The 22,867-nt window shown below is 72.3% G+C and carries 15 protein-coding genes; 8 read left to right on the top strand and 7 right to left on the bottom strand.

The window, feature by feature from the left end:
- Positions 1-24 precede the first annotated feature (24 nt).
- Both ftsX and ftsE read right to left on the bottom strand, forming a co-directional pair.
- Positions 25-942, bottom strand: a complete 918-nt coding sequence (gene ftsX, locus AB0L75_RS26840; protein WP_365185507.1) for a permease-like cell division protein FtsX — start codon at positions 940-942, stop codon at positions 25-27.
- A gap of 34 nt (positions 943-976) precedes the next feature.
- Positions 977-1,666 (bottom strand): cell division ATP-binding protein FtsE, encoded by a 690-nt coding sequence (gene ftsE, locus AB0L75_RS26835; RefSeq protein ID WP_158921335.1) that lies wholly within the window; start codon positions 1,664-1,666, stop codon positions 977-979.
- A gap of 237 nt (positions 1,667-1,903) precedes the next feature.
- Here ftsE and AB0L75_RS26830 point away from each other — a divergent pair, with 237 nt between their 5' ends.
- On the top strand, positions 1,904-2,095 hold the full coding sequence (locus tag AB0L75_RS26830; RefSeq protein ID WP_067048083.1) for a hypothetical protein: 192 nt from the start codon (positions 1,904-1,906) through the stop codon (positions 2,093-2,095).
- Positions 2,096-2,188: 93 nt separating this feature from the next.
- Here the strand turns inward: AB0L75_RS26830 and AB0L75_RS26825 are convergent, their stop codons facing one another.
- The 4 genes from AB0L75_RS26825 to AB0L75_RS26810 all read right to left on the bottom strand — a co-directional run bounded on the left by AB0L75_RS26825 (position 2,189) and on the right by AB0L75_RS26810 (position 7,735).
- The gene (locus AB0L75_RS26825) at positions 2,189-3,187 is read right to left on the bottom strand and encodes a hypothetical protein (protein ID WP_365185503.1); all 999 of its coding nucleotides are present in this window, start codon (positions 3,185-3,187) and stop codon (positions 2,189-2,191) included.
- A gap of 300 nt (positions 3,188-3,487) precedes the next feature.
- The gene (prfB, locus tag AB0L75_RS26820) at positions 3,488-4,594 is read right to left on the bottom strand and encodes a peptide chain release factor 2 (protein WP_365185500.1); all 1,107 of its coding nucleotides are present in this window, start codon (positions 4,592-4,594) and stop codon (positions 3,488-3,490) included.
- Between the two features lie 76 nt (positions 4,595-4,670).
- Entirely contained in the window at positions 4,671-5,897 is a 1,227-nt protein-coding gene (locus tag AB0L75_RS26815) for a serine/threonine-protein kinase (RefSeq protein WP_365185498.1), read from the bottom strand.
- Positions 5,898-6,031: 134 nt separating this feature from the next.
- Complete coding sequence (locus AB0L75_RS26810; RefSeq protein WP_365185495.1) at positions 6,032-7,735, bottom strand: serine/threonine-protein kinase; 1,704 nt, start codon at positions 7,733-7,735, stop codon at positions 6,032-6,034.
- Between the two features lie 365 nt (positions 7,736-8,100).
- Between AB0L75_RS26810 and AB0L75_RS26805 the strand changes: the two genes are divergently transcribed.
- The 7 genes from AB0L75_RS26805 to AB0L75_RS26775 all read left to right on the top strand — a co-directional run bounded on the left by AB0L75_RS26805 (position 8,101) and on the right by AB0L75_RS26775 (position 22,371).
- Positions 8,101-11,667 carry an FHA domain-containing protein gene (locus tag AB0L75_RS26805; protein ID WP_365185492.1) on the top strand — a complete coding sequence of 1,189 codons (3,567 nt, stop codon included), beginning with the start codon at positions 8,101-8,103 and terminating at the stop codon, positions 11,665-11,667.
- Positions 11,668-11,842: 175 nt separating this feature from the next.
- Positions 11,843-13,222 carry an ABC transporter substrate-binding protein gene (locus AB0L75_RS26800; protein ID WP_365185490.1) on the top strand — a complete coding sequence of 460 codons (1,380 nt, stop codon included), beginning with the start codon at positions 11,843-11,845 and terminating at the stop codon, positions 13,220-13,222.
- A gap of 7 nt (positions 13,223-13,229) precedes the next feature.
- Positions 13,230-14,573, top strand: a complete 1,344-nt coding sequence (locus tag AB0L75_RS26795; protein ID WP_365185487.1) for a sugar ABC transporter permease — start codon at positions 13,230-13,232, stop codon at positions 14,571-14,573.
- A complete protein-coding gene (locus AB0L75_RS26790; protein WP_365185485.1) occupies positions 14,570-15,409 on the top strand; it encodes a carbohydrate ABC transporter permease in 840 nt (279 codons plus the stop codon). The genes AB0L75_RS26795 and AB0L75_RS26790 overlap by 4 nt, the downstream gene beginning before the upstream one ends.
- Positions 15,410-15,565: 156 nt before the next feature.
- On the top strand, positions 15,566-17,803 hold the full coding sequence (locus AB0L75_RS26785) for a bifunctional glycosyltransferase family 2 protein/CDP-glycerol:glycerophosphate glycerophosphotransferase (protein WP_365185483.1): 2,238 nt from the start codon (positions 15,566-15,568) through the stop codon (positions 17,801-17,803).
- Between the two features lie 152 nt (positions 17,804-17,955).
- On the top strand, positions 17,956-20,157 hold the full coding sequence (locus AB0L75_RS26780; protein ID WP_365185480.1) for a CDP-glycerol glycerophosphotransferase family protein: 2,202 nt from the start codon (positions 17,956-17,958) through the stop codon (positions 20,155-20,157).
- 6 nt (positions 20,158-20,163) lie between these two features.
- Positions 20,164-22,371, top strand: a complete 2,208-nt coding sequence (locus AB0L75_RS26775; protein ID WP_365185478.1) for a CDP-glycerol glycerophosphotransferase family protein — start codon at positions 20,164-20,166, stop codon at positions 22,369-22,371.
- Positions 22,372-22,444: 73 nt separating this feature from the next.
- Here AB0L75_RS26775 and AB0L75_RS26770 read toward each other — a convergent pair whose 3' ends face one another.
- Positions 22,445-22,858 carry an organic hydroperoxide resistance protein gene (locus AB0L75_RS26770; protein ID WP_365185476.1) on the bottom strand — a complete coding sequence of 138 codons (414 nt, stop codon included), beginning with the start codon at positions 22,856-22,858 and terminating at the stop codon, positions 22,445-22,447.
- Between the last annotated feature and the right edge of the window lie 9 nt (positions 22,859-22,867).

Below are 22,867 nucleotides of genomic sequence, written 5' to 3'. Positions count from 1 at the left end.
TCCGTACGGCCCTCTTGGGATGCGTCACACCTTCAGGTACTTGCGCAGCGCGAAGAACGCCGCCAACGACGGCATCAGCACGCTCGTGGCGAGGATCAGCGGCAGCTTGGTCAACACCGCGTCCCAGCCTACGAAGTTGATGAGCGTGAGCTTGTGGGAGAGGTCCATGCCGTGGTCGATGGTGAAGTACCGGCCGACCACCAGGGCCACACAGGCGAGGCCGCCGCCGATGAGCCCGGCGACCGCGGCCTCGGCGATGAACGGCGCCTGGATGTAGAAGCCCGAGGCACCGACCAGGCGCATGATCCCGGTCTCGCGCCGGCGGCTGAACGCCGAGACGCGCACCGTGTTGACGATCAGCAGCAGCGCGACGATCAGCATCATCGCCATCACGCCGAGCGCGCCCCGGTTCATCAGGTTCAGCAGCTGGAAGAGGTTGTCCAGGATGCCCTTCTGGTCCTGCACGGACTGCACACCGGCGCGCCCGTTGAAGGCCGACGCGATGACCTGGTACTTCTGCGGGTCCTTCAGCTTGATCCGGTACGACTCCTGCATCTGGTCCGGCGTCAGCGAGCTGGCCAGCGGAGAGTTGCCGAACTGCTCCTTGTAGTGCTTGTACGCCTCGTCCTGCGACTCGTACGCCACCTTCTCGACGATCGGCATGTTGTGCAGGTCGCTGAGGATCTGCTTCTTCTGGTCCTCGGTCACCGCGCCCTTGGCGCAGTTCACGTCCGAATCGGCGTCGTGCTTGTTGCACAGGAAGATCGAGACGTTGACCTTGTCGTACCAGTAGCCCTTCATGGTGCTCACCTGGTCGCTCATCAGCAGCGAGCCGCCGAAGAGCGCCAGGGACAGGGCGACGGAGACGATGACGGCGAAGGTCATCGTCAGATTGCGGCGGAGACCGACACCGATCTCCGACAGGACGAACTGGGCGCGCATGGCGTCTGGTCGAGCCTTTCCGTCGTGAACTTGCTTAGTGCTGGTAGCCGTAGACGCCGCGGGCCTGGTCGCGGACGAGGCGGCCCTTCTCCAGCTCGATGACGCGCTTGCGCATCTGGTCCACGATGTTCTGATCGTGCGTCGCCATGATGACGGTGGTGCCCGTCCGGTTGATGCGGTCGAGCAGCTTCATGATGCCGACGGAGGTCTGCGGGTCGAGGTTGCCGGTGGGCTCGTCGGCGATGAGCAGCTTGGGCCGGTTGACGAAGGCCCGCGCGATGGCCACGCGCTGCTGCTCACCTCCGGACAGCTCGCCGGGCATCCGGTCCTCCTTGCCGCCGAGCCCGACGAGGTCGAGCACCTGCGGCACGGACTTGCGGATCTCGCCGCGGGACTTGCCGATGACCTCCTGGGCGAAGGCCACGTTCTCCGCGACGGTCTTGTTCGGCAGGAGCCGGAAGTCCTGGAACACCGTCCCCAGCTGGCGGCGCATCTGCGGCACCTTCCAGTTGGAGAGGCGCGCGAGGTCCTTGCCCAGCACGTGCACCTGTCCGTGGCTGCATCGCTCCTCGCGGAGGATGAGCCGCAGGAAGGTGGACTTTCCGGAGCCGGAGGACCCCACGAGGAAGACGAACTCGCCCTTCTCCAGCTCCAGGGAGACATCCCTGAGTGCGGGGCGGGTCTGCTTGGGGTAGACCTTGGAGACGTTGTCGAATCGGATCACGGATGCACCACGGGTCGCCGGGGGTAGATGAGCGTGACCATACGCGAACCGGGTGCGCAAGTGCAGTCGCAGGTCGAGGTTGGGTAAGGGTTGTGCGTTTTTGTACCGCGGACTGCCGCCCGCTCCGCCGCTGGAGACCCGGCGCGGGCCGCACGGGAACCTGGCACAGTGGAGGGGGAACGTTCTCGTTCCCGTAAGCGTTGTACGAGTGATGGCCGGTGCGAGGAGGGCGACCGCATGACGTACGACCGGTTGGTGTGCGCGAACTGCGCGGCGCCCGTGAGCGAGGGCCGGTGCCCGGTGTGCCGCGCCAACCGCGAGCGACTGCAGCAAGAGGGTCTTCTGGGCGGGGTGAACCCGATGGCGCTGATCGCGCTGCTGGCGGTGCTGATCGCCGCGGTGGCGCTGCTGGCGCACCAGACCGCGTAAGAAAAGCCCCAGAAACCCGTCAGGGCCCGGAGCGCCGAGCTCCGGGCCCTTCCGTGTGCGTGTCGGGCGCACTGCGTGACCGTACGGCTACGCTCAGGCGGCCGCGCCACCCCGGCCGTTGACCAGTCGCGGCAGAACGCGGAAGCCGATGCCGCCCGCGATCATCGTCGCGGCACCGATGACCAGGAACGCGGTCTGGCCGGCACCGGTCTCGGCGAGCTGCTTGCCGCCGCCCTGGGGCTTGCTGTCCGAGCCCGTGTCGGTCAGGGCCGAGGAGCCCTGGTCCTGCGTGGCGGGGCCGTTGCCGCCCTGGGGCTTGTCGTTGCCGCCGGTGGTGGAGCCACCGGTGGTGCTGGAACCGCCCGTGGTGGTGGAGCCACCCGTGGTGGTGGAGCCACCCGTGGTGCTGGAACCGCCCGTGGTGCTGGAACCACCGGTGGTGCTGGAACCGCCCGTGGTGCTGGAACCACCGGTGGTGCTGCCGCCCGTGGTGCTGGTGCCGCCGGTGGTGCCGTTGTCACCGCCGTTGCCGTTACCGCCACCGGTGGTGCCGTTGTCACCGCCGTTGCCGTTACCGCCACCGGTGGTGCCGTTGTCGCCACCGTTGCCGTTGCCGCCGGTGTTGCCGTTGTCACCGCCGGTCGTGCCGCCGCCGATGACACCGCCGATGGTGACGTCCCCGCCGGTGGTGGCGGCGCCGCCCGTGGTAGCGTCCCCGCCCGTGGTGCCGTTGTCACCGCCGGTGGTGGCGGTACCGCCCGTGGTGGCGTCGCCACCCGTGGTCGCGGTGCCGCCGGTGGTGGCGTCGCCACCCGTGGTCGCGGTGCCGCCGGTGGTGGCGTCGCCGCCCGTGGTGGCGGTACCGCCGGTGCCGTTGGTGCCGCCGTCGGTGGTGCAGACGGCGATCGGGCAGCCGCCGTCGGTGCCGCCGTCGTCGCTGCCGGCGTTCGTGTGCACGCCCAGGCTGACCGGGCCCGCCTGGACACCGAGGTCCAGGGCGGAGGCCGCGCCGGCGGCGGTCAGGGACGCACCGCCCGCGATCACGGCGCCCGCGGCTATCCGCGCGACCCGGATCCGCGTCTTCTTCGTCATGTGGTTGCTACCCCCAGTAGCTGTTCGTCAATGAGGCGGCGCATGGGGCGTTGCCGTGATCGACGGGAGGCAGCCGGTGACGAAGACCGCGTCAACTCATTCCCCCGGTTCACATGCGCCCCTTTAAGTACGCATGCCGCGTGTCACCCTTCCGATTTTTCAAAGCAACGTCAAGGCCGTTGCGGGCGCATTGTCCCTTGGGGGTGCGTTTGCGGGGAGTTGAAGCCTGTGAGTGTGATGTAAAACCCAGACAAAAGACAAACTGCCGCCTCCCGGGCGGCAGTTGTCATGTCGACAAAGTTACTTCTCCTGCTGCTTGCGCCAGCGAATACCGGCCTCCAGGAACCCGTCGATCTCGCCGTTGAACACGGCCTCCGGGTTACCCACTTCGAACTCCGTCCTCAGGTCCTTGACCATCTGGTACGGGTGCAGGACGTACGAACGCATCTGGTTGCCCCAGGAGTTGCCGCCGTCGCCCTTGAGGGCGTCCATCTTGGCCTGCTCCTCCTGCCGGCGGCGCTCCAGCAGCTTGGCCTGGAGGACGTTCATCGCCGTGGCCTTGTTCTGGATCTGCGAGCGCTCGTTCTGGCAGGAGACCACGATGCCGGTGGGGAGGTGCGTGATCCGGACCGCGGAGTCGGTCGTGTTCACGCCCTGGCCGCCCGGCCCGGAGGACCGGTAGACGTCGATCCGCAGCTCGCTCTCGTCGATCTCGACGTGGTCGGACTGCTCGACGACGGGGAGGACCTCGACACCGGCGAAGGAGGTCTGGCGGCGCCCCTGGTTGTCGTAGGGCGAGATACGCACGAGGCGGTGCGTGCCCTGCTCGACGGAGAGGGTGCCGTAGGCGTACGGCGCCTGGACGGAGAAGGTGGTCGACTTGATGCCGGCCTCTTCGGCGTACGACGTCTCGATCAGCTCGGTCTTGTAGCCCCGCTGCTCGGCCCAGCGCAGGTACATGCGCTGCAGCTTCTCGGCGAAGTCGGCGGCGTCGACGCCACCGGCCTCGGCGCGGATGTTGACCAGCGCCTCACGGGAGTCGTACTCGCCGGACAGAAGGGTGCGGACCTCCATCTCGTCCAGCGACTTCTTCACCACGGCCAGCTCGGACTCGGCCTCGGCACGGGTGTCCGGGTCGTCCTCCTCCTCGGCCATCTCGAAGAGGACGGCGAGATCGTCGATCCGGCCGCGCAGCGCCTCCGCCTTCCTGACCTCGGCCTGGAGGTGGGAGAGCTTGCTGGTGATCTTCTGCGCCTCGTCCGGGTTGTCCCAGAGGGACGGCGCGGCCGCCTGCTCCTCGAGCACGGCGATGTCTGCCCTCATCGTGTCGAGGTCCAGGACGGCCTCGATCGACTCCATGGTCGAGGAGAGGGACTTCAGCTCTTCGGATACATCGACGACTGCCACCCTTCAAGCGTAACGGCTGTGGCAACCGACCTGGGCCGTGCGGCACCGGGTACCGCGGTGGCCGTCCCCGGGCGGGTCACGGGGTCGACGTGCTGTGGGTGTCCTGCGGTGCCTGCGAGTCGCCGTCGGACGAGGCCAGCCACGCGCCGACGCCCACGACGGCCGCCACGACCACCCCGGCCACCCCCAGCGTCACCCTGCGCCGCCGTACCGCCGCCCGGTGCTTGGCCGAGCCCGGCCTCGGCGCACCGGTGGGCCGGGGAGCGCGAGCGGTCCCATGGGCGCCGCCCGCCAGCTCGTCCGGGCCCGGCACCCGCATCGACGTATGCGTGTCCCGGTTGGAGTCCGGCTTGGCGCCGGGCACCAGCGACACCGCCCCCCGCCGCCGTACCGGCTCACCCTCCGGCGCGGCCGTCGGCGCGGACTCCTCCGCCTCCTCCTCGGTCAGCTCGGGCTCGTCCACGTCCAGCGGCGGCATCCCGGCCAGCGTCGGCAGCTGCTCGCGCAGCCGCGCCGCCAGCTCCGAGGCGCGCAGCCGGGACGCGGGCGCCTTGGCCAGGCACTGCACGATCAGCTGCCACAGCTCCTCGGGGATCCCGGGCAGCGGTACGACGGTCTCGGTGACGTGGCGCCGTAGCACCGCACCCGGATGCCCGCCGCCGAAGGGGGTGAAGCCGGCCAGCAGCTCGTACAGGACGGTCGCGAGGGCGTAGATGTCGACGGACGCGCGCGGGGGCAGCCCCTCGACGATCTCCGGGGCCAGATAGTCCGGCGTACCGATGATCTTCGTGGCGCGGGTCCGCTTCGGCGAGTCGATCAGCTTGGCGACGCCGAAGTCGGTGAGCAGCGCGGGGTGCGAGCCGCCCGGCCCGAGCGGGCCCTGCATGTCGAGGAGGACGTTCTCGGGCTTGACGTCGCGGTGGACGACCCCGGCCGCGTGGGCCGCGGCCAGCGCGTCGGCGACGTCGGCGACGATCGCCACGGCCGCCTCGGGGGCGAGCCGGCGCTCGCGCTCCAGTCGGGTGCGCAGGTCGGTGCCGCGCACGAGGTCCATGACCAGGGCCAGGTCATTGCCGTCGACGACCAGATCGCGCACGGTGACGATGTGCGGGTGCTCCAGGCCGAGCAGCGCGGTGCGCTCCTGCACGAAGCGTCCGACCAGCTCCTGGTCGGAGGAGAGGTCCTCGCGCAGCAGCTTGACGGCGACGGGGCCCTCCGGCCCCTCGCCCAGCCACACCGTGCCGGCGCTGCCCCGCCCCAGGATCTGGTTCGCGGTGTACCGGCTGCCGATCTTCCGTGCCAAGACTGCTCCTACAGACGCGTGTTGTCGCTAAAACTACGCGTCCGGCGAGCCAACCTTCACCGCGGAGACGGAAATCACCCGCCAGATGTCGACAAATCCGCAAACTCGCGGCCAGTTACCGCGGGTACGCGCGGTCAGTTGCCGCCGCCCGACGAGCCGCCCAGCTCCTTGATCCACTTCCCCGCCTGGTTGACCCAGTGGGTCACCTCGTGCCAGTAGCTCCGGCCCTGGCCGATCCAGGTGTGCAGCGGAGTCAGCTCATAGACCAGCCAGCTCGCCACGACCAGGATGATGATCGTGAACAGGCAGCCCTTCAGGCAGCCGAGCCCGGGGATCTTCATCGGGTTGGCGCTGCGCTGCCGCGGCGCGCGGGGCTCGCGCGCGGGCCGCCGCGGCTCCGGGGCGGGCGGCGCGTACTGCTGCGGCTGCTGCGGGGCGTACTGCTGAGGCTGGTGCTGGGGCTGCTGCTGCGCATAGCCGTACCCCTGCTGGTATCCCTGCTGCCGGCCGCGCGGCTGCGGCTGCTGCGGGCGGGCCTGCGGGGCCTGGCGCGGCTGCTGCTGCGGCCGGGCGACCTGCCGCTGCGGCCGGTGGCGCAGCGGGTCGTCCTCCGGCGACAGGTACTGCATCTGCATCTGCGTCTGCTCGTTGCGGTCGCGGGCCGCGCGCAGCTGGGTCTGCCAGGGGTGCGGCTGCTCGGGCTGCTGCCCCTGCGGGCCCGTGTTCGGCAGCACCGCCGTGGGGTCCGCGGCGCCCGTGTTCGGCAGTACGGCGGTGGGGTCGGCGGCGCCGGCGGGGCCACCGGTGTGCGGCAGCATGCTCGTCGCCGCGTTCGGGTCGTTCTGGCCGTACGCCCCCTGGGGCGCGTTCGTCGGCAGCACCTGGGTGGGGTCGGCGGCGCCGGGCACGCCCGGTACGGCGGTCGGGGCCGGGTCCGGGGCCAGCAGCGCGCCGACGCCCTCGGCGGCGGCGATCTGCGCGGCGTTGGCGTGCACACCGATGCCCTCGGCGACGACCCGCAGGCCGCGCGCGAGGTTCTCGGCGCTCGGCCGCTCGTCCGGGTTCTTGCGCAGGCAGCGTTCTATGACCGTCCACAGCGGGTCCGGGACGGTGGAGGGGCGGCGCGGCTCGGCGCTCAGATGCTGGTGCAGGACCTCCAGGGCCGTGCTGCCGGCGAACGGCGGGCGGCCGGTGACCAGCTCGTACAGCAGGATGCCGGCGCCGTAGATGTCCACGGCGGAGGTCTGCGGGCGGCCCTCGGCGGACTCCGGTGCCACGTACGCGGGCGTGCCGACGAACTCCTGGGTGCGGGTCAGGCCCGGGGAGTCGGCGAGGCGGGCGATGCCGAAGTCGGTCAGCATCGGGTGCATCCGGCCGTCGAGCTGCTGGAGCAGCACGTTGGCGGGCTTCAGGTCGCGGTGGACGACGCCGTCGGCGTGGCTCGCGGCGAGCGCGTCGGCGACCTGCGCCGTCATCAGCGAGGCGGCGACCGGCGTGAGAGAGCCGTTCTCGCGCAGGTAGCGGTGCAGGTCGGGGCCGTCGACGAGGTCCATGACCAGCGCCAGCAGATCGCCCTCGACGACCAGGTCGCGGACCCGGACGATGTTCGGGTGGGTCAGGCGGAGCAGGACGGAGCGCTCGCGCAGGAAGCGCATCACGATGTCCGGATCGCTCGCCAGCTCCTCCTTGAGGACCTTGATCGCGACCGTTTCGCCGGGCTGTCCCTGTACGGCCGCCTCGGCGCCCGCGGTCTCGCGCTGGCGGGCACGCCAGACGGTGCCTGTGGCGCCGCGTCCGAGCGGCTCCTCAAGCAGGTACTTGCTGCCGACTGGCCGCACGTCACGCGCTCCCTGCTGCTTGCTGATGCTTGCTTGGCTGCATTCCGGTTGTCATTCCGGTTGTCCGCCCCACTGTAGTGCCGCCTCTGCGGGCACCACGTGTCGTCCGAAAGACGCGCGTCCCGGTCCGCTGGTTGCCGGAGCCGGACGTGACCGATCTCAAGTGATCGGCCGAGCACAACCGGTCAGGCACTTTTGGGGTCAGAGCCGACCAATCAAGATCACTTGTCACCGGGTTCCGGGCGCGTTGTCAGCGGCAGGTGCGAGGATGCTGTCCAGTACTGCCAGTACTGGCCGATGTGCTCGTGTGGGGTGGGGGGAAGTCCGTCCCGCGCAGACCCGCGCAGAAGGGACCGCTGACGCCGATGCAGATCCGGCTGACCGTCGTAGACCCGCTGGGCCCGTCCTCGCCGCGGGGCCGCGCCGCGAGCCGCGACGTGCTGGTCACGGCGCCCACCGGCACGGACCTGGCCGCGGTCGCGTCGGCGCTGGCCGGGGCGGTCACCGGGGAGAGCGGCGCGGGCCGCGACACCGGCGGCGCGCCCGTGGTGCTGTACGCCGGCACCGAGCGCCTCGACCCGCGCCGCTCCACCCTCGGCGAGCCTCCGCTGATCGACGGCGCCGTGCTGTCCCTGGGCGCCCCGGCGGCCGCCGAGCCGCATCCCGAGCTGGACGAGGCGCCCACCCAGCTGCATGTCGTCGCCGGCCCGGACGCGGGCGGGGTCCATCTACTGCACGGCGGCCGGATCACCGTGGGCCGCTCGGACGACGCGGACGTGCCGCTGGACGACCCCGACGTGTCCCGGCTGCACTGCGCGGTCACCGTCGGCGCGGACGGCCGCGTCTCGGTCGCCGACCTCGGCTCCACGAACGGGACGGCGCTGGACGGGGTGCGGGTGGGCGAGCGTCCGGTGCGGTTCCCTGCCGGGGGGCTGCTGCGGATCGGCGAGTCGGCGCTGCGGGTCGCTCCCGTCGGGGGCGTGGGGGCGCGGGTCGTCTCCGACGGGGAGGGGTGCGTCCGGGTCGTTCGGGATGCGTCTTCGGATGCGTCTTCCGATGCGGATGCGGGTGCGGGTGCGTTGGGGGGCAGCCGGCCTTCGGCCGGGTCCGGGTTCCCACCCGCACCACCCGCACAACCCGTACAGCCATCGTCGGCGGCTGCGGGGGGCTCCCATGGGGCTTCCGCGGGGCCCGTCGGATCGGCCCAGCACGGGTATGGGGCCGACGGGTGGGGGGCCTTCGGGGGCGGGGGGCTGGAGCATCGGCGGGCCGAGTCGGGCGTGGTGCCGGGGCAGGGCGGGGCGCCGTCGATCGAGAACCGCGGCGGCGGGAACACCCACGCCGGGCGCCTCGGTGTCGGCGGATCGAACCCGACGGCCGCACAGCCGCACGCCGGCGCCGCGGAACACGGGCACATCGGCGAGGTCCCGGAGTCCGGCGAGGATCCGCGAGCGTACGGCGGGCGGCGGCGGGGGCTCGGCGCGTGGGCGCGGCGGCTGGCCGGCGGGCGCGGGGAGCAGCCCGTCGCCCCCGAGGCGTACAGCGGCACCGCGGCCCGCCCCGACGCCGCCCCGGCGGCCTTCGCCCCGCAGCAGCCCGAGACCTGGCCGGATCCCGCCGCGCTGCTGCTGACGGCGCTCGGGCCCGGGCCCCGGCTGTGGGAGCGCGGGCCGGGGCACGCGGAGGCGCTGACGGTGCGGCTCGGCACGGCCGACCGGAGCGCGCCGGACGGCTCCGGCCTGCTGCCCGCGGTGCCCGTGACGGCGGCTCTGCGCGAGGCCGGTGCGCTGGGCCTGGCCGGTCCGCGCCCCCGGCTGTCCGGGCTGGCCCGCGCGGTGCTGGCCCAGCTCGCCGCGCTGCACTCCCCCGACCTGCTGGAGATCGTGCTGATCAGCGCCGACCGCTCGCGTCCCGTGGAGGAGCGCACGGCCGAGTGGTCCTGGCTGGGCTGGCTCCCGCACGTCCGGCCGGGCCACGGCCAGGACTGCCGGCTGCTGCTGGCCTACGACCGCGAGCAGGCGGCGGCCCGCACGGAGGAGCTGCTGCGCCGGGTGGACGACCACGCGGCGACCGGCAGAAGCGCGGCCCACCCGGCTCGCGCCACAGCACTCGGCTCCCGCCCGGACGCCGTTGCCCAGGCCTCCCCCTCGGGCACGACGGCCCAGGGCGCCGCTGAGGCAGTCGGCACGCCGGTCGGCACGCCCTCCCCGGGCCCGACCGCCTACGACCACGGCGACCACGGCGCCTCCGCCACCCCGGGCACCCCCACCCAGGGGCTCGTCTCCGGCCACCCCGCCCACTCCGCCCCCGGGCACCCCAGTGGCCCCGCACCCGTTCCCGCCGCCCGTCGCCCCTCCTGGGCCAAGAGGGATGGTGAGGCCGGTGGGATCAGTGGTTTCGGCGGGCCCTACACCGTCGTCGTCGTGGACGGAGACCCAGGCGGCAGCGGGCTGCGCGAGGCCGTGGCGCGGCTCGCCGTGGCCGGGCCGCGAGCCGGGATCCATGTGATCTGTCTCGCCGAGACCGAGCCCGCCTCGCCCGCCTCGCCCGTGGCGCTGACGTACGAGGCCGCGTGCGCGGTGACGCCGACGTTCCGGCACTGCGGTGCCGTGGCGCTGCTCAGCGGTGATGTGGCGACCGCGCTGCATCTGATGCGGGTGGCGCCGAGCGGGCCCGTCGGGCCGGGCACGCTCGCCGCCGTGGACGCCGTCTCCCCCGCCTGGGCGGAGCGGTTCGCGCGGGCGCTCGCGCCGCTGCGGCCGGACGGCCCGGCCGGGGAGCGCGACACGCGCGTGGCCACGCCGTTGCCGCAGTCGGCGCGGCTGCTGGACGAGTTGGGGCTGGCCCGGGCCACCCCGGCGTCGCTGATGGCGCGCTGGGCGGATGCGGCCGATGACGCTCAGGCGCTGGGCGGGCGGGCGCGGGCCGTGCTCGGTGCCGGGCCGCGCGGGCCGCTCACCGCCGATCTGGTGGCCGACGGACCGCATCTGCTGATCGAGGGCCCGGCCGGCAGCGGTCGTACGGAGTTGCTGCGGGCCGTGGTGGCGTCGCTGGCCGCCGCCGAGCGGCCGGACCGGCTGGGCGTGGTGCTGGTCGACGGCCGGGACGGCACCGGTACGGGCGCGGCACACGGCGAGGGACTGCGGATGTGCACCGACATACCGCATGTCACCACACACCTGATCGCCAACGACCCGGTGCGCATGCGGGAGTTCGCCCAGTCGCTGGCGGCCGAGCTGAAGCGGCGGGCGGAGCTGCTGGGCCGGACGGACTTCGCGCAGTGGCACGCGGGGCAGGCGGTGCCGGGCCGGATCGTGGCGCAGCGCACGTCCGCGAGCGGTGACATAGAGGCGCCGCCCAGCACCACGCTGCGGCTGCGGCCGGGGGCGGCCGCGCGGCAGCGGGCCGAGGCGGCGCCGCCGTTGCCGAGGCTCGTGGTCGTCGTCGACGACCTGGACGCGCTGGTCGCGCCCTCGCTGGGCTCGCCGGGCCGGCCTGCTGCCGGGTCGGTGATGCGCGCGCTGGAGGCGGTGGCCCGGGACGGCGAGCGGCTCGGGGTGCAGCTGGTGGCGGCGGCCGGGATCGGCGGCCGTACGGCGGAGACCGAGCCCGCGCGGCGGGCGGCCCTGCGGGTCGCGCTCGACGCGCCCCAGCAGGGTCCGGACGAGCCGGCGCCGGGACGCGGGAAGCTGGCGTACGCGGACGGACGGGTCGTCGGTTTCCAGAGCGGCCGGGTGACCGGCCGTATCCCGCGCACCGCGACCCAGCGGCCGACGGTCGTCCCGCTGGACTGGCAGCGCATGGGCGACCCGCCGGCCCGCCGGCCCGTGCGGGAGCTGGGCAACGGCCCCACCGACCTGGCTCTGCTGGCGAGCGCGGTGGAGCGGGCGGCCCGGGAGGTGTCGGCGGCGGAGGTGCCATCCCTCCTCTGAGCGGAAATCGGCCGCTCTGAACGGAATCGGCCGCATACACTCCCGGTCACGAGCCGGTCACGATGCGCCGCTTGACACCGCAGGCGCTCTTGCCCGCCCTGAGCGGCCCGGCGTACACCGGACCGCACGGGACACGCTCGACGACGTTCAATGGAGAACGACGAACGGGGAAGTGATGCGGATCAAGAGCAGCACCATCCGGACAGACAGGGCCGTCACCACACTCGCCGCGCTGCTCGCGGGAGCCCTCGCGCTCACCGCCTGCTCCAGCAGCGACAACGACAAGAAGGGCAGCGGCGAGAGCAGCGGCGCGGCCACCGGCTCCACCGTCACCCTGCCGAAGCTGAACGGCGCCCATCTGGAGGTGGCCGCCGTCTGGACCGGCGCCGAGCAGGCCAACTTCAAGAAAGTCCTCGCCGAGTTCGAGAAGCGCACCGGCGCGACGGTCACCTTCGTGCCCGCCCAGGATCCGATCATCAACTTCCTCGGTTCGAAGATCGCGGGCGGCCAGCCGCCGGACGTGGCGATGCTGCCGCAGCCCGGCGCCATCAAGCAGGCCGTGCAGCACAAGTGGGCCAAGCCGCTCGGCCCGGACGCCCTCAAGGAGCTGCGCAAGAACTACTCGCAGGGCTGGCAGGACATCGGCAAGGTCGACGGCGGACAGTACGGCGTCTACTACAAGGCCGCCAACAAGTCGCTCATCTGGTACAACGCCAAGGTCTTCGCGAACGCGGGCGCCCAGGAGCCGAAGACCTGGAAGGACCTGCTGACCGCGACGCGGGCGGTGTACGACTCCGGTGTCACGCCGTTCTCGGTGGCCGGAGCGGACGGCTGGACGCTGACGGACTGGTTCGAGAACGTGTATCTGTCCCAGGCGGGACCTCAGAAGTACGACCAGCTCGCCCAGCACAAGATCAAGTGGACGGATCCGTCGGTCAAGCAGGCCCTGACGACGCTCGCGCAGATCTGGGGCAAGAAGGACTATCTCGCGGGCGGTCAGGACGGCGCGCTGCAGACGGAGTTCCCGGCCTCGGTCACCCAGACCTTCACCGGTGGCGACCAGCCGAAGGCGGCGATGGTCTACGAGGGCGACTTCGTCCAGGTCAACATCGGTGAGACCAAGGCGAAGGTGGGCACGGACGCGAAGGTCTTCCCGTTCCCCGCCGTCGGCTCCACCGCGCCCGTGGTCACCGGCGGTGACGCGGCGGTGATCCTGAAGGACTCCAGGGCGGCCCAGGCTCTGGTCACCTTCCTCGCCTCCCCGGACGCGGCGACGATCCAGGCGAAGCTCGGCGGCTATCTCTCGCCGAACAGGAGCGTGCCGGTCTCGGCGTACCCGAACGCGGTGCAGCAGAAGATCGCCAAGGCGCTGATCGCGTCCGGTGACGACTTCCGCTTCGACATGTCCGACCAGGCCCCGCAGGCCTTCGGCGGCACCCCGGGCAAGGGTGAGTGGAAGGACCTGCAGGACTTCCTGAAGAGCCCGGCGGACGTGGCGGGCACCCAGGCGAAGCTGGAGAAGGACGCGGCGGCCGCGTACGGAAGCGGGAGCTGATCCGGCGATGGCATCGGCAGCGGCGGCCGGGGCCCCACCGAGTCCCGCCGCACCCCGCAGTCGCAAGAGCGTGACCGGCACCCGCAAGACCGTGGCAGCGCTGTTCCTGCTGCCCGCCCTGGTGCTGCTCGGCGCGCTCGTGGTCTACCCGATCGGGTACTCGGTCATCCGCAGCTTCCTCGGCGCCTCCGGTGACGGCTTCGCCGGCGTCGACAACTACAAGACCCTCTTCACGGACGACAGCATCCGCACCGCCCTGAAGAACAACGTCATCTGGGTGGTGTTCGCGCCCACGGTCTCCACCGCGCTCGGTCTGGTCTTCGCGGTGCTGACCGAACGGGTGCGCTGGGGCACGGCGTTCAAGCTGGTCGTCTTCATGCCGATGGCGATCTCGATGCTGGCGGCCGGGATCATCTTCCGGCTGGTGTACGACCAGGATCCACACAAGGGGGTCGCGAACGCGGTGTGGGTGGGTGTGCACGACACCTTCGCGCAGTCGTCGGCGTTCCCGAAGGCCCACCCGGGCCGCCGGTCGCCGCTCGAACCCGACCACGGCGGGTTCATCACCTCGGCGACCGTGCGCACCGGGCAGCCGGTCGCCCTCCCGCTCGTCGGTGTCGCCCCGGACCGGATGCCGGACGGCGCGAAGAGGGCCGTCGCCGCCCGGCCCGAGCCGGGGAAGATCACCGGCACCGCCTGGCAGGACTTCACGCGCGGCAAGGGGGTGGGGCGGCTCGGCGTGCCCGACCCGTCCGAGCTGGGCTATGCCGGGATGCGGATCGAGGCGGTGAAGGACGGCAGGGTGGTCGCCTCGACGAAGGCGGCCGGCGACGGCACCTTCGCCCTGCCCGCCGCCGCCGACGGTGCCCGGCTGCGGCTTCCGGCGGGCAATTTCCGGGAGCCGTACAACGGTGTCGAGTGGCTCGGTCCGACGCTGGTCACCCCGGCGATCATCGGGGCGTATGTGTGGATGTGGGCGGGCTTCGCGATGGTGCTGATCGCGGCCGGGCTCGCGGGCGTGCCCCGGGAGCTGCTGGAGGCGGCGCGGGTGGACGGCGCCACCGAATGGCAGGTGTTCCGCAAGGTCACCGTGCCGCTGCTGGCACCGGTCCTCGCGGTCGTCACCGTCACGCTGATGATCAACGTGCTGAAGGTGTTCGACCTCGTCTACATCATCGCGCCGGGCTCCTCCCAGGACGACGCGAACGTGCTCGCCCTGGAGCTGTACCGCAAGGGCTTCGCGGAGGACCGGCCGGGCGTGGCGAGCGCGATCGCGGTGCTGCTGCTGGTCCTGGTGATCCCGGTGATGGCGTTCAACATCCGTCGGCTGAGGCGGGAGGTCCGGCGATGACCTGGCTGCTGGAAAAGATCAACAGTGGTCTGGTGCGGGTGTTCCTCATCCTCGTGGGCCTGTTCTGGCTGGTGCCGACGATCGGTCTGCTCATCTCCTCGCTGCGCGCGCCCGAGGACATGAGCGCGAGCGGCTGGTGGACGGTGTTCAGCAAGCCGTCCCAGCTCACCTTCGGCAGCTACCGCAAGCTGCTGGAGAACGGCGACATCACCCACTCCCTGCTGAACACCGTGCTGATCACGGTCCCGGCGACGGTGCTGGTCGTCGTGATCGGCGCCCTCGCGGGCTATGCGTTCGCCTGGATGGAGTTCCCGGGCCGGGACTGGTGGTTCCTGGGCGTGGTGAGTCTGCTGGTGGTGCCGGTGCAGGTGGCGCTGATCCCGATCGCCGAACTGTTCGGAAAGATCGGCCTGTTCGGGACGATCCTCGGGGTGATCCTGTTCCACACCGGTTTCGGTCTGCCGTTCGCGGTGTTCCTGCTGCGGAACTTCTTCGCCCAGATCCCGAGGGAGCTGCTGGAGGCGGCCCGCCTGGACGGCGCCGGTGAACTGCGGCTGTTCGCACGGGTGGTGATGCCGCTCGGCGGGCCGGCGATCGCGAGCCTCGGCATCTTCCAGTTCCTGTGGGTGTGGAACGACATGCTGGTGGCGCTGGTGTTCACCAAGTCGAGCACCCAGCCGATCACGGTCGCGCTGCAGACGCAGGTGCGGCAGTTCGGCAACAACGTCGATGTGCTGGCGCCCGGCGCGTTCATCTCCATGGTGATCCCGCTGGCGGTGTTCTTCGCGTTCCAGCGGCAGTTCGTGTCCGGGGTGATGGCGGGCGCGGTCAAGTAGCGGCACACGGTCGAGGGGTGGGCCTCAACGGGCTCACCCCTTGTCGTTCGCGTGCGTCCGCTGTCCCCCACATGCCGTACGGGCCCGTAACCAATTCACTCCATCGGCCGTTCCCGGTCAAAGCCCCCGCGCCGAGCGACGACCCTTGGATGTCCCTTGCCCAGGTTCAGTGTCATTGTCCCCGCGTACAAGGTTCAGGCGTATCTCTCCGAGTGCCTGGACTCGGTGCTCTCGCAGTCGTATCCCGATCTGGAACTGATCGCCGTGGACGACTGCTCACCGGATGCCTGCGGCGCGATCATCGACGAGTACGCGGTCCGTGACGCGCGTGTGCGGCCCGTGCACCTGGCCGAGAACCGGGGGCTCGGCCGGGCCCGGAACGCGGGCATGGCCGAGGCGAGCGGCGACTATCTGGTCTTCCTGGACAGCGACGACACGCTCACCCCGGACGCGCTGCGCTCGATCGCCGACCGGATCAAGGAGTCCGGCGAGCCGGACGTCCTGGTGTACGACTACGCGCGCACGTACTGGGACGGCCGGACGGTGCGCAACCAGCTCGCCGCCGAGCTGGTCGAGCAGGGCCCGGCGCCGTTCCGGCTGGAGGACCGGCCCGGGCTGCTCAGCGTGCTGATGGTGGCCTGGAACAAGGCCTACCGGCGGGAGTTCGTCGAGGAGCACGGCTTCGCCTTCCCGCAGGGCTACTACGAGGACACCCCCTGGACCTTCCCGGTGCTGATGACGGCGGGGTCGGTCGCCACCCTGGACCGGGTGTGCGTGCACTACCGGCAGCGCCGCCAGGGCAGCATCCTCGGCACCACCAGCCGTCGGCACTTCGATCTGTTCGAGCAGTACGACCGGGTGTTCGCGTATGTCGAGCGGCATCCCGAACTGTCGCGGTGGCGGCCGGAGTTGTTCCGCCGCATGGTCGACCACTACGCGACGGTCTTCACCAGGCGGGGCCGGCTGCCGCGCGGAAGCCATGGCGAGTTCCTGCGCCGGGCCCGTGCCCACTGCCGCCGCTACCGCGTCCCGGGGGCCCGGCTGCGGCCGCGGCACATCCTGGTCCGCTTCGGTCTGCACCGCACGTTCCGGGTGCTGCGGCTGGCCTCTGCCGGGCGCCGGCGCCTGCTGAAGGGGGCCGTGAAGCTGGCCCGTGCGCTGCGCACCGGCGCGCTGCGGCTGCACTACCGGATCCAGCTGCGGCTGCCGGTCCGCGCCGACCGGGCGGTGTTCGCCTCCGGCGCGGGCCGCGGCCACGGCGGTGACCCGGGCGCCCTGGAGGAGGCGTTCCGCGCCCACGCCCCGCACATCCGCACCGGGTGGATCGCCGCTCCCGAGCACCGGCACACGGTCCCGCCCGGCACGCGCGCGCTGCGGCCCGGCAGCGCCGCCTACTGGACGGCGCTGGCCCGCTCCCGGTATCTGGTCACCGACGACGCCCTGGACCGGGCCGTTCGCAAGCGGCCCGGGCAGCTGCTGATCCAGACCCGGCAGGGCACCCCGCTCAAGCACATGGGCCTGGACCTCCAGGAGCGCCCGGCGGCGGCCCGCGGCACCGACTTCGCCGAGCTGCTGCGCGGCGTCGACCAGTGGGACCTCGTCCTGTCGGGCAACCGGCACTCCACGCTCGTCTGGGAGCGGGCCTTGCCGGGCGGCTACACCACACTGGAGTACGGCGCCCCGCGCAACGACGTCCTCCAGCGGGCGACCTCGGCGGACGTGACCCGGCTGCGTGAGTCGCTGGGCATCCCCGAGGGCGCGGTCGCGATCCTGTACGCGCCGACCTTCCGCGACCATCGGCGCACCCAGCTCCCGCTGCTGGACCTGGAGCGGATCGCGCGCCGCCTCGGCCCGCGCTTCGTGATCCTGGCCCGCCCCCACCCGGTGCACGGCGGTCCGCTCGGCGCGGGCAACCGGGTCATCGACGTCGGCGGCCACCCGAACGTGCAGTCCCTCTGCCTGGCCTCGGACGCCCTCCTGACCGACTACTCGTCGATCATGTTCGACTACGCCGGCCTGGACCGGCCGATCGTCGTGCACACCGGCGACTGGCAGGCCTATCAGGCGTCCCGCGGAACCTACTTCGACCTGCGTGTCTTCCCTCCGGGCGCGGTCGCGCGCAGCGAGGACGAGCTGATCGACATCTTCGCGACCGGCCACTGGCGCGGCTCCCGCTCGGCCCAGCTGCGGGCGGCGTTCCGGGAGCGGTTCTGCCCGTACGACGACGGACGCGCCGCCGAGCGGGTCGTACGGCATGCGGTGTTCGGGGAGCACGGGCTGCCGTCGGTGGTGCCGCTCGCGGAACGCGCTCCGGTGCCGTCGGCGTGCGAGCGCTCCCCGCTGGCCACCGTGGAGCAACCTTCCGGTTCCCGCCCCGTCACCGAGAGGCGTTGAACCCCGTTGATCCCTCCGGGAGTTCCCCTGCTCCTCGGCTCGACGCGGCCCACCCCGAGCCGGCCGTCCACCTGGCGTCCGGCGGGACGGCCCGGCCGGGTGGCAGACCTCGTCCGCAGGACACGCGTTCGCAAGACGACAGAAAGAACAGAATGCCCCGCTTCAGCATCATTGTCCCGTCCCATGGGGTCGCCGCCCGGCTGTCCCAGGCGCTGGACTCGGTTCTCGGCCAGTCCTTCGGCGATCTGCAGCTGATCCCGGTCTGCGACACCCCGGACTCCCCGGCCGCCGCGGTGGCCGCCGGATACGCGGAGCGGGACTGCCGGGTGACCCCGGTCGACTCGCCGCCGTCCGCCGGCCCGGGCGGGGCGCGCAACGCCGGGATGCGGGCGGCGACCGGTGCGTATGTGCTGTTCCTCGACGGCGACGACCTGCTGCTGCCGGGCGCGCTCGCGGCGCTGGACGCCCGGCTGACCGAGACCGCCGGCGTGGATGTGCTCTATGTCGAGCACGAGCGCGCCCCCTGGTGGGAGGGCGAGCCGACCAATCCGGCCGCGCCCCTGCTGGCCAAGGCCCCGCGGGACGCGTTCGCCCCGGACGAGCTGCCGGAGCTGACCGGCGTCCAGCTCCCGGCGTGGAGCGCGGTCTACCGCCGCACCTTCCTCACCGAGCACGGGCTCACCTTCCCCGACAGCCACTTCACCGACCTCGGCTGGGGCGGGCTGACCACCGTCGCGGCCGGGCGGATCGCGGTGCTGCGCCGGGTCGTCGTACGGCACCGGCTGCGCCGGCAGGGCAGCCGGCTCAATCTGCCGGGGCCGCACCAGCACACCGTGCTCGACCAGGTGGACCTGGTGCTGGCCCGGGCCGTCGAGCGCGCGCTGCCCGCCGAGCGGATCCGGCCGCTGTTCGAGCAGCTGTTCACGTATGTGCTGAAGACGGCGTCCCGGCCGGAGCGGCTGCCCTCCGGGCACCGGGCGTTCTTCCGCCGCGCGGCCCGCCTCTACCGGCGCCACCGGCCGGCCGGTTACCGGGCACCGGGCGGCAGCCTGGGGGTGCAGCACCGGCTGCTGGCGACGGGCGCGTACCTCGCCTTCCGTTCGCTGCGCGGCGCCAACCAGGTCACCGCGAAGGCCACCGAGCGGCTGCCGCGCCCGCGCATGCTGCGCACCCGGCTGCGCTACGCCCTCGACCTGCGCCGCCCGCTCGACCCGAACCTGGCCGTGTACTGCGCCTACTGGGGCCGGGGCTACGCCTGCAACCCGGCCGCGATCCACGCCAAGGCCCGCGAACTCGCCCCGCACCTGCGCTCGGTGTTCCTGGTCGAGGCCGACCAGGCGCATGCGATGCCGAAGGACGTGGAGCACGCGGTGATCGGTTCCCGCCGCTACTGGGAGGTGCTGGCCCGCGCCACGTACCTGGTCAACAACGCCAACTTCGCCGAGGGAGTCGTCAAGCGGGCCGGCAGTGTGCATCTGCAGACCCAGCACGGCACCCCGCTGAAGACGATGGGCGTGGACCAGTCGACGCATCCGGTGGTGGCCGCCCGGTCGGGCAGCTTCACCAGGCTGCTGGGCCGGGTCGACCGCTGGGACTTCAACCTCTCCGCCAACCGCCACTCCACCCAGATGTGGGAGCGCGCCTTTCCCGGCTCGTACGAGCACCTGGAGTACGGCTATCCGCGCAACGACGTCTACTACACGGCGACCGGCGAGGACGTGGCCCGCATCCGGCGCGAGCTGGGGGTCCCGCAGGGCAGCACGGCCGTGCTGTACGCGCCGACCCACCGCGACCACCACACCGGGTTCGAGCCCGGCCTGGACCTGGAGGCGTTCTGCGCGGCGGCCGGCGAGGACGTCGTCGTGCTGCTGCGCGCCCACTACTTCTACGACCGGGGCGGTCTCCAGGGCTCGGACCGCGTCATCGACGTCACCGCGCACCGCTCCTCGGAGGATGTGTGCCTGGCCGCGGACGCGCTGGTCACCGACTACTCGTCGATCATGTTCGACTACGCCAACCTGGACCGTCCGATCGTCGTCTACGCCGACGACTGGGACGTCTACCGGCAGACGCGGGGCGTCTACTTCGACCTGATGGCCGAGCCGCCCGGCCCGGTCGTGCGCACCCCCCAGGAGCTGGCCGCCGTCTTCCGCGACGGCTCGTACGCGGACGCCGGGTCCGCGGCGCTGCGGGCCGCGTTCCGGGAGCGGTTCTGCGAGTTCGACGACGGCCGGGCCGCCGAACGGGTCGTACGGCGGGTGCTGCTCGGTGAGCCGCCCGAGGCGCTGCCGCCGGTGATCCCGCTCGCGGAGCGCGTCCCCGCCCCCGCCGCCGCGACTCTCGTGAGGAGTTGACCCGCCGTGCCCCGCTTCAGCCTGATCGTGCCCTGCTTCAAGGTGCAGGGCTTTCTGCGCGAGTGCCTGGACTCGGTGCTGCTGCAGTCCTTCAACGACTTCGAGCTGATCGCCGTGGACGACCGCTCCCCGGACGGCTGCGGCGCGATCCTCGACGAGTACGCCGCGCGCGATCCGCGGGTGAGGGTGCTGCACCTGCCGAAGAACGTGGGCCTCGGCCGGGCCCGCAACGCCGGGATGCCGCACGCCACCGGCGACTACCTCTTCTTCCTGGACAGCGACGACACCCTCACCCCGGGCGCGCTGCGCTCGATCGCCGACCGGCTGGCGGAGGCCAGGGACCCGGACGTGCTGGTCTTCGACTACGCGCGCACCTACTGGTGGGGCGGGACCCGGCGCAACGTCCTTTCCGAGGTGCTCGCCGAGGCCGGCCCGGAGAACTTCACGGTCGAGGAGTACCCGCGCATCCTCGACCTGCTGATGGTGGTGTGGAACAAGGTCCACCGGCGGGAGTTCGTGGCGGCGCAGGGCTTCGCGTTCCCGCCCGGCTACTACGAGGACACCCCCTGGACCTTCCCGGTGCTGCTCAGCGCCCGCCGGATCGCCGCGCTGGACCGGATCTGCGTCAACTACCGGCAGCGCCGGCAGGGCAGCATCCTGTCCACCACCAGCCGCAAGCACTTCGACGTCCACGACCAGTACGAGCGGGTCTTCGCGTTCGTCGACAAGCGCCCGGAGCTGGCGCACTGGCGGCCGTATCTGCACCGCAAGATGGGCGAGCACTGCCTGGACATCCTGGCCAAGCCGGACCGGCTGCCGCCCGCCGACAAGGCCGAGTTCTTCCGGCGTACGGCGCGGATGTTCCACACGTACAAGCCCGAGGGCGTCCTGGTCGACGGCGAGGCCGGCCTGCTGGAGGGCTCCTGGGCGGCGTACCGGATCCGGCGGCAGACAGCGCGGGCCGGACAGGAGACGGCACGGCGGGCCGGCCTGGCCGGCGACGCGGTGGCCGCGCGGGTCCGCTCCGGCTGGGCGTCCCTGCACGCGCACCGCCCGCTCGACCCGCAGCTGGTCGTCTACTCGGCGTCCTCGCACCGGGGTGTGCTCGGCGACCCGGCGGCCGTCCATGCCAAGGCCCGGGAGATCGCGCCGCAGCTGCGCGGGGTGTGGGTGGTGCGGGACGCGGAGACCGCGGCCGGGCTGCCGCCGGACGTGGAGCACGTGATCGTGGGCTCCCGCCGCTACTGCGAGGTCACCGCGCGGGCGAACTTCTTCGTCAACGACGTCAACTGGCCCGGCACGCTGGCCAAGCGGCCCGGCAGCGTGCACATCCACACCCACCAGGGCACCCCGCTGAAGTACCTGGGCGCCGACCTGCTGGACAAGCCGGGCGCCCGGCTCGGCTTCGACGTGCCGCAGATGCTGCGCCGGGCCGACCGCTGGGACTACAGCCTGGTGGCCAACCGCCACTCCGAGCTGGTCTGGGAGCGGGCCTACCCCTGCCACTTCACCTCGCTGCGCACCGGCAGCCCGCGCAACGACGTGCTGGTGAACGGCGGCCCGAGCGGCTTCCGCGAGCGGCACGGCATCCCGGCGGACCACACCGTCGTGCTGTACGCGCCGACCCGCCGGGACTACCGCCGCACCGGGCACGTGGACCGGATCGACCTCGTGCGGTTCGCGACCGACCTGGGCGCGGGGCACACGCTGGTGGTCCGGCTGCATCCGTCGCTGGCCGACGGCCCCGCGCGCGGGATGGGCCTCGGGGAGCTGGCCCGGCGCGGGATCGTGGTCGACGCGAGCGACGAGCGGCACATGGCGGACGTGCTGCTCGCGGCGGACGTCCTGGTCACCGACTACTCGGCCGTGATGTTCGACTACGCCCTGCTGGACCGGCCGATCGTGGTGCACGCCGACGACTGGGACGTGTACCGCGCGAGCCGCGGCGTCTACGTCGACATCACCGCCGAACCGCCGGGCCATGTCTCGTACTCCTACCGGGAGCTGGCCTGGCTGTTCGCCTCGGGGTGCTGGCGGGACGAGGAGTCGGCGCGGCTGCGGGCGGACTTCAGGGCCCGGTACTGCGAGTTCGACGACGGCCGGGCCGCCGAGCGGGTCGTACGGACGCTGCTGCTGGGCGAGCCGATGCCGGAGCCGGGCGCGGTACGGATCCCCGGGCAGGCGACGGGACGGGACGCGCTGACGTCGGCGTGAGAAGGCGTGGACGCAAAAAGGGTGCCGGCTCCCCGCTGACGGGGGCCGGCACCCAGGTGGATCGCTCAGCCGGTTACTCGATGACGAGGTCGACGTCGATGTTGCCGCGGGTGGCGTTGGAGTAGGGGCAGACCTGGTGGGCGGTCTCGACGAGCTTGCGGCCGGTCTCCTGGTCCACGGTGTCGGGCAGCTCGACGCGCAGCGTCACCTGCAGCCCGAAGCCCTCGCCCTGCTTGCCGATGCCGACCTCGGCCGTCACCGCCGCGTCGCTGACGTCGACCTTCGCCTGCCGGCCGACGAGGCCGAGGGCGCTGCCGAAGCAGGCGGCGTAACCGGCGGCGAAGAGCTGCTCGGGGTTGGTGCCCTGGCCGTCGCCGCCCAGCTCCACCGGCGGAGCCAGCTTCAGGTCGATCTTGCCGTCGGAGGAGATGGCACGGCCGTCCCGGCCGTGGGTGGCGGTGGCGACTGCGGTGTAGAGCGCGTCCATGGTGACCCG

It is taken from the genome of Streptomyces sp. NPDC052101 (assembly GCF_040680235.1).
GTDB lineage: Bacteria > Actinomycetota > Actinomycetes > Streptomycetales > Streptomycetaceae > Streptomyces.
This window is presented reverse-complemented; position numbering and strand designations above follow the sequence as displayed.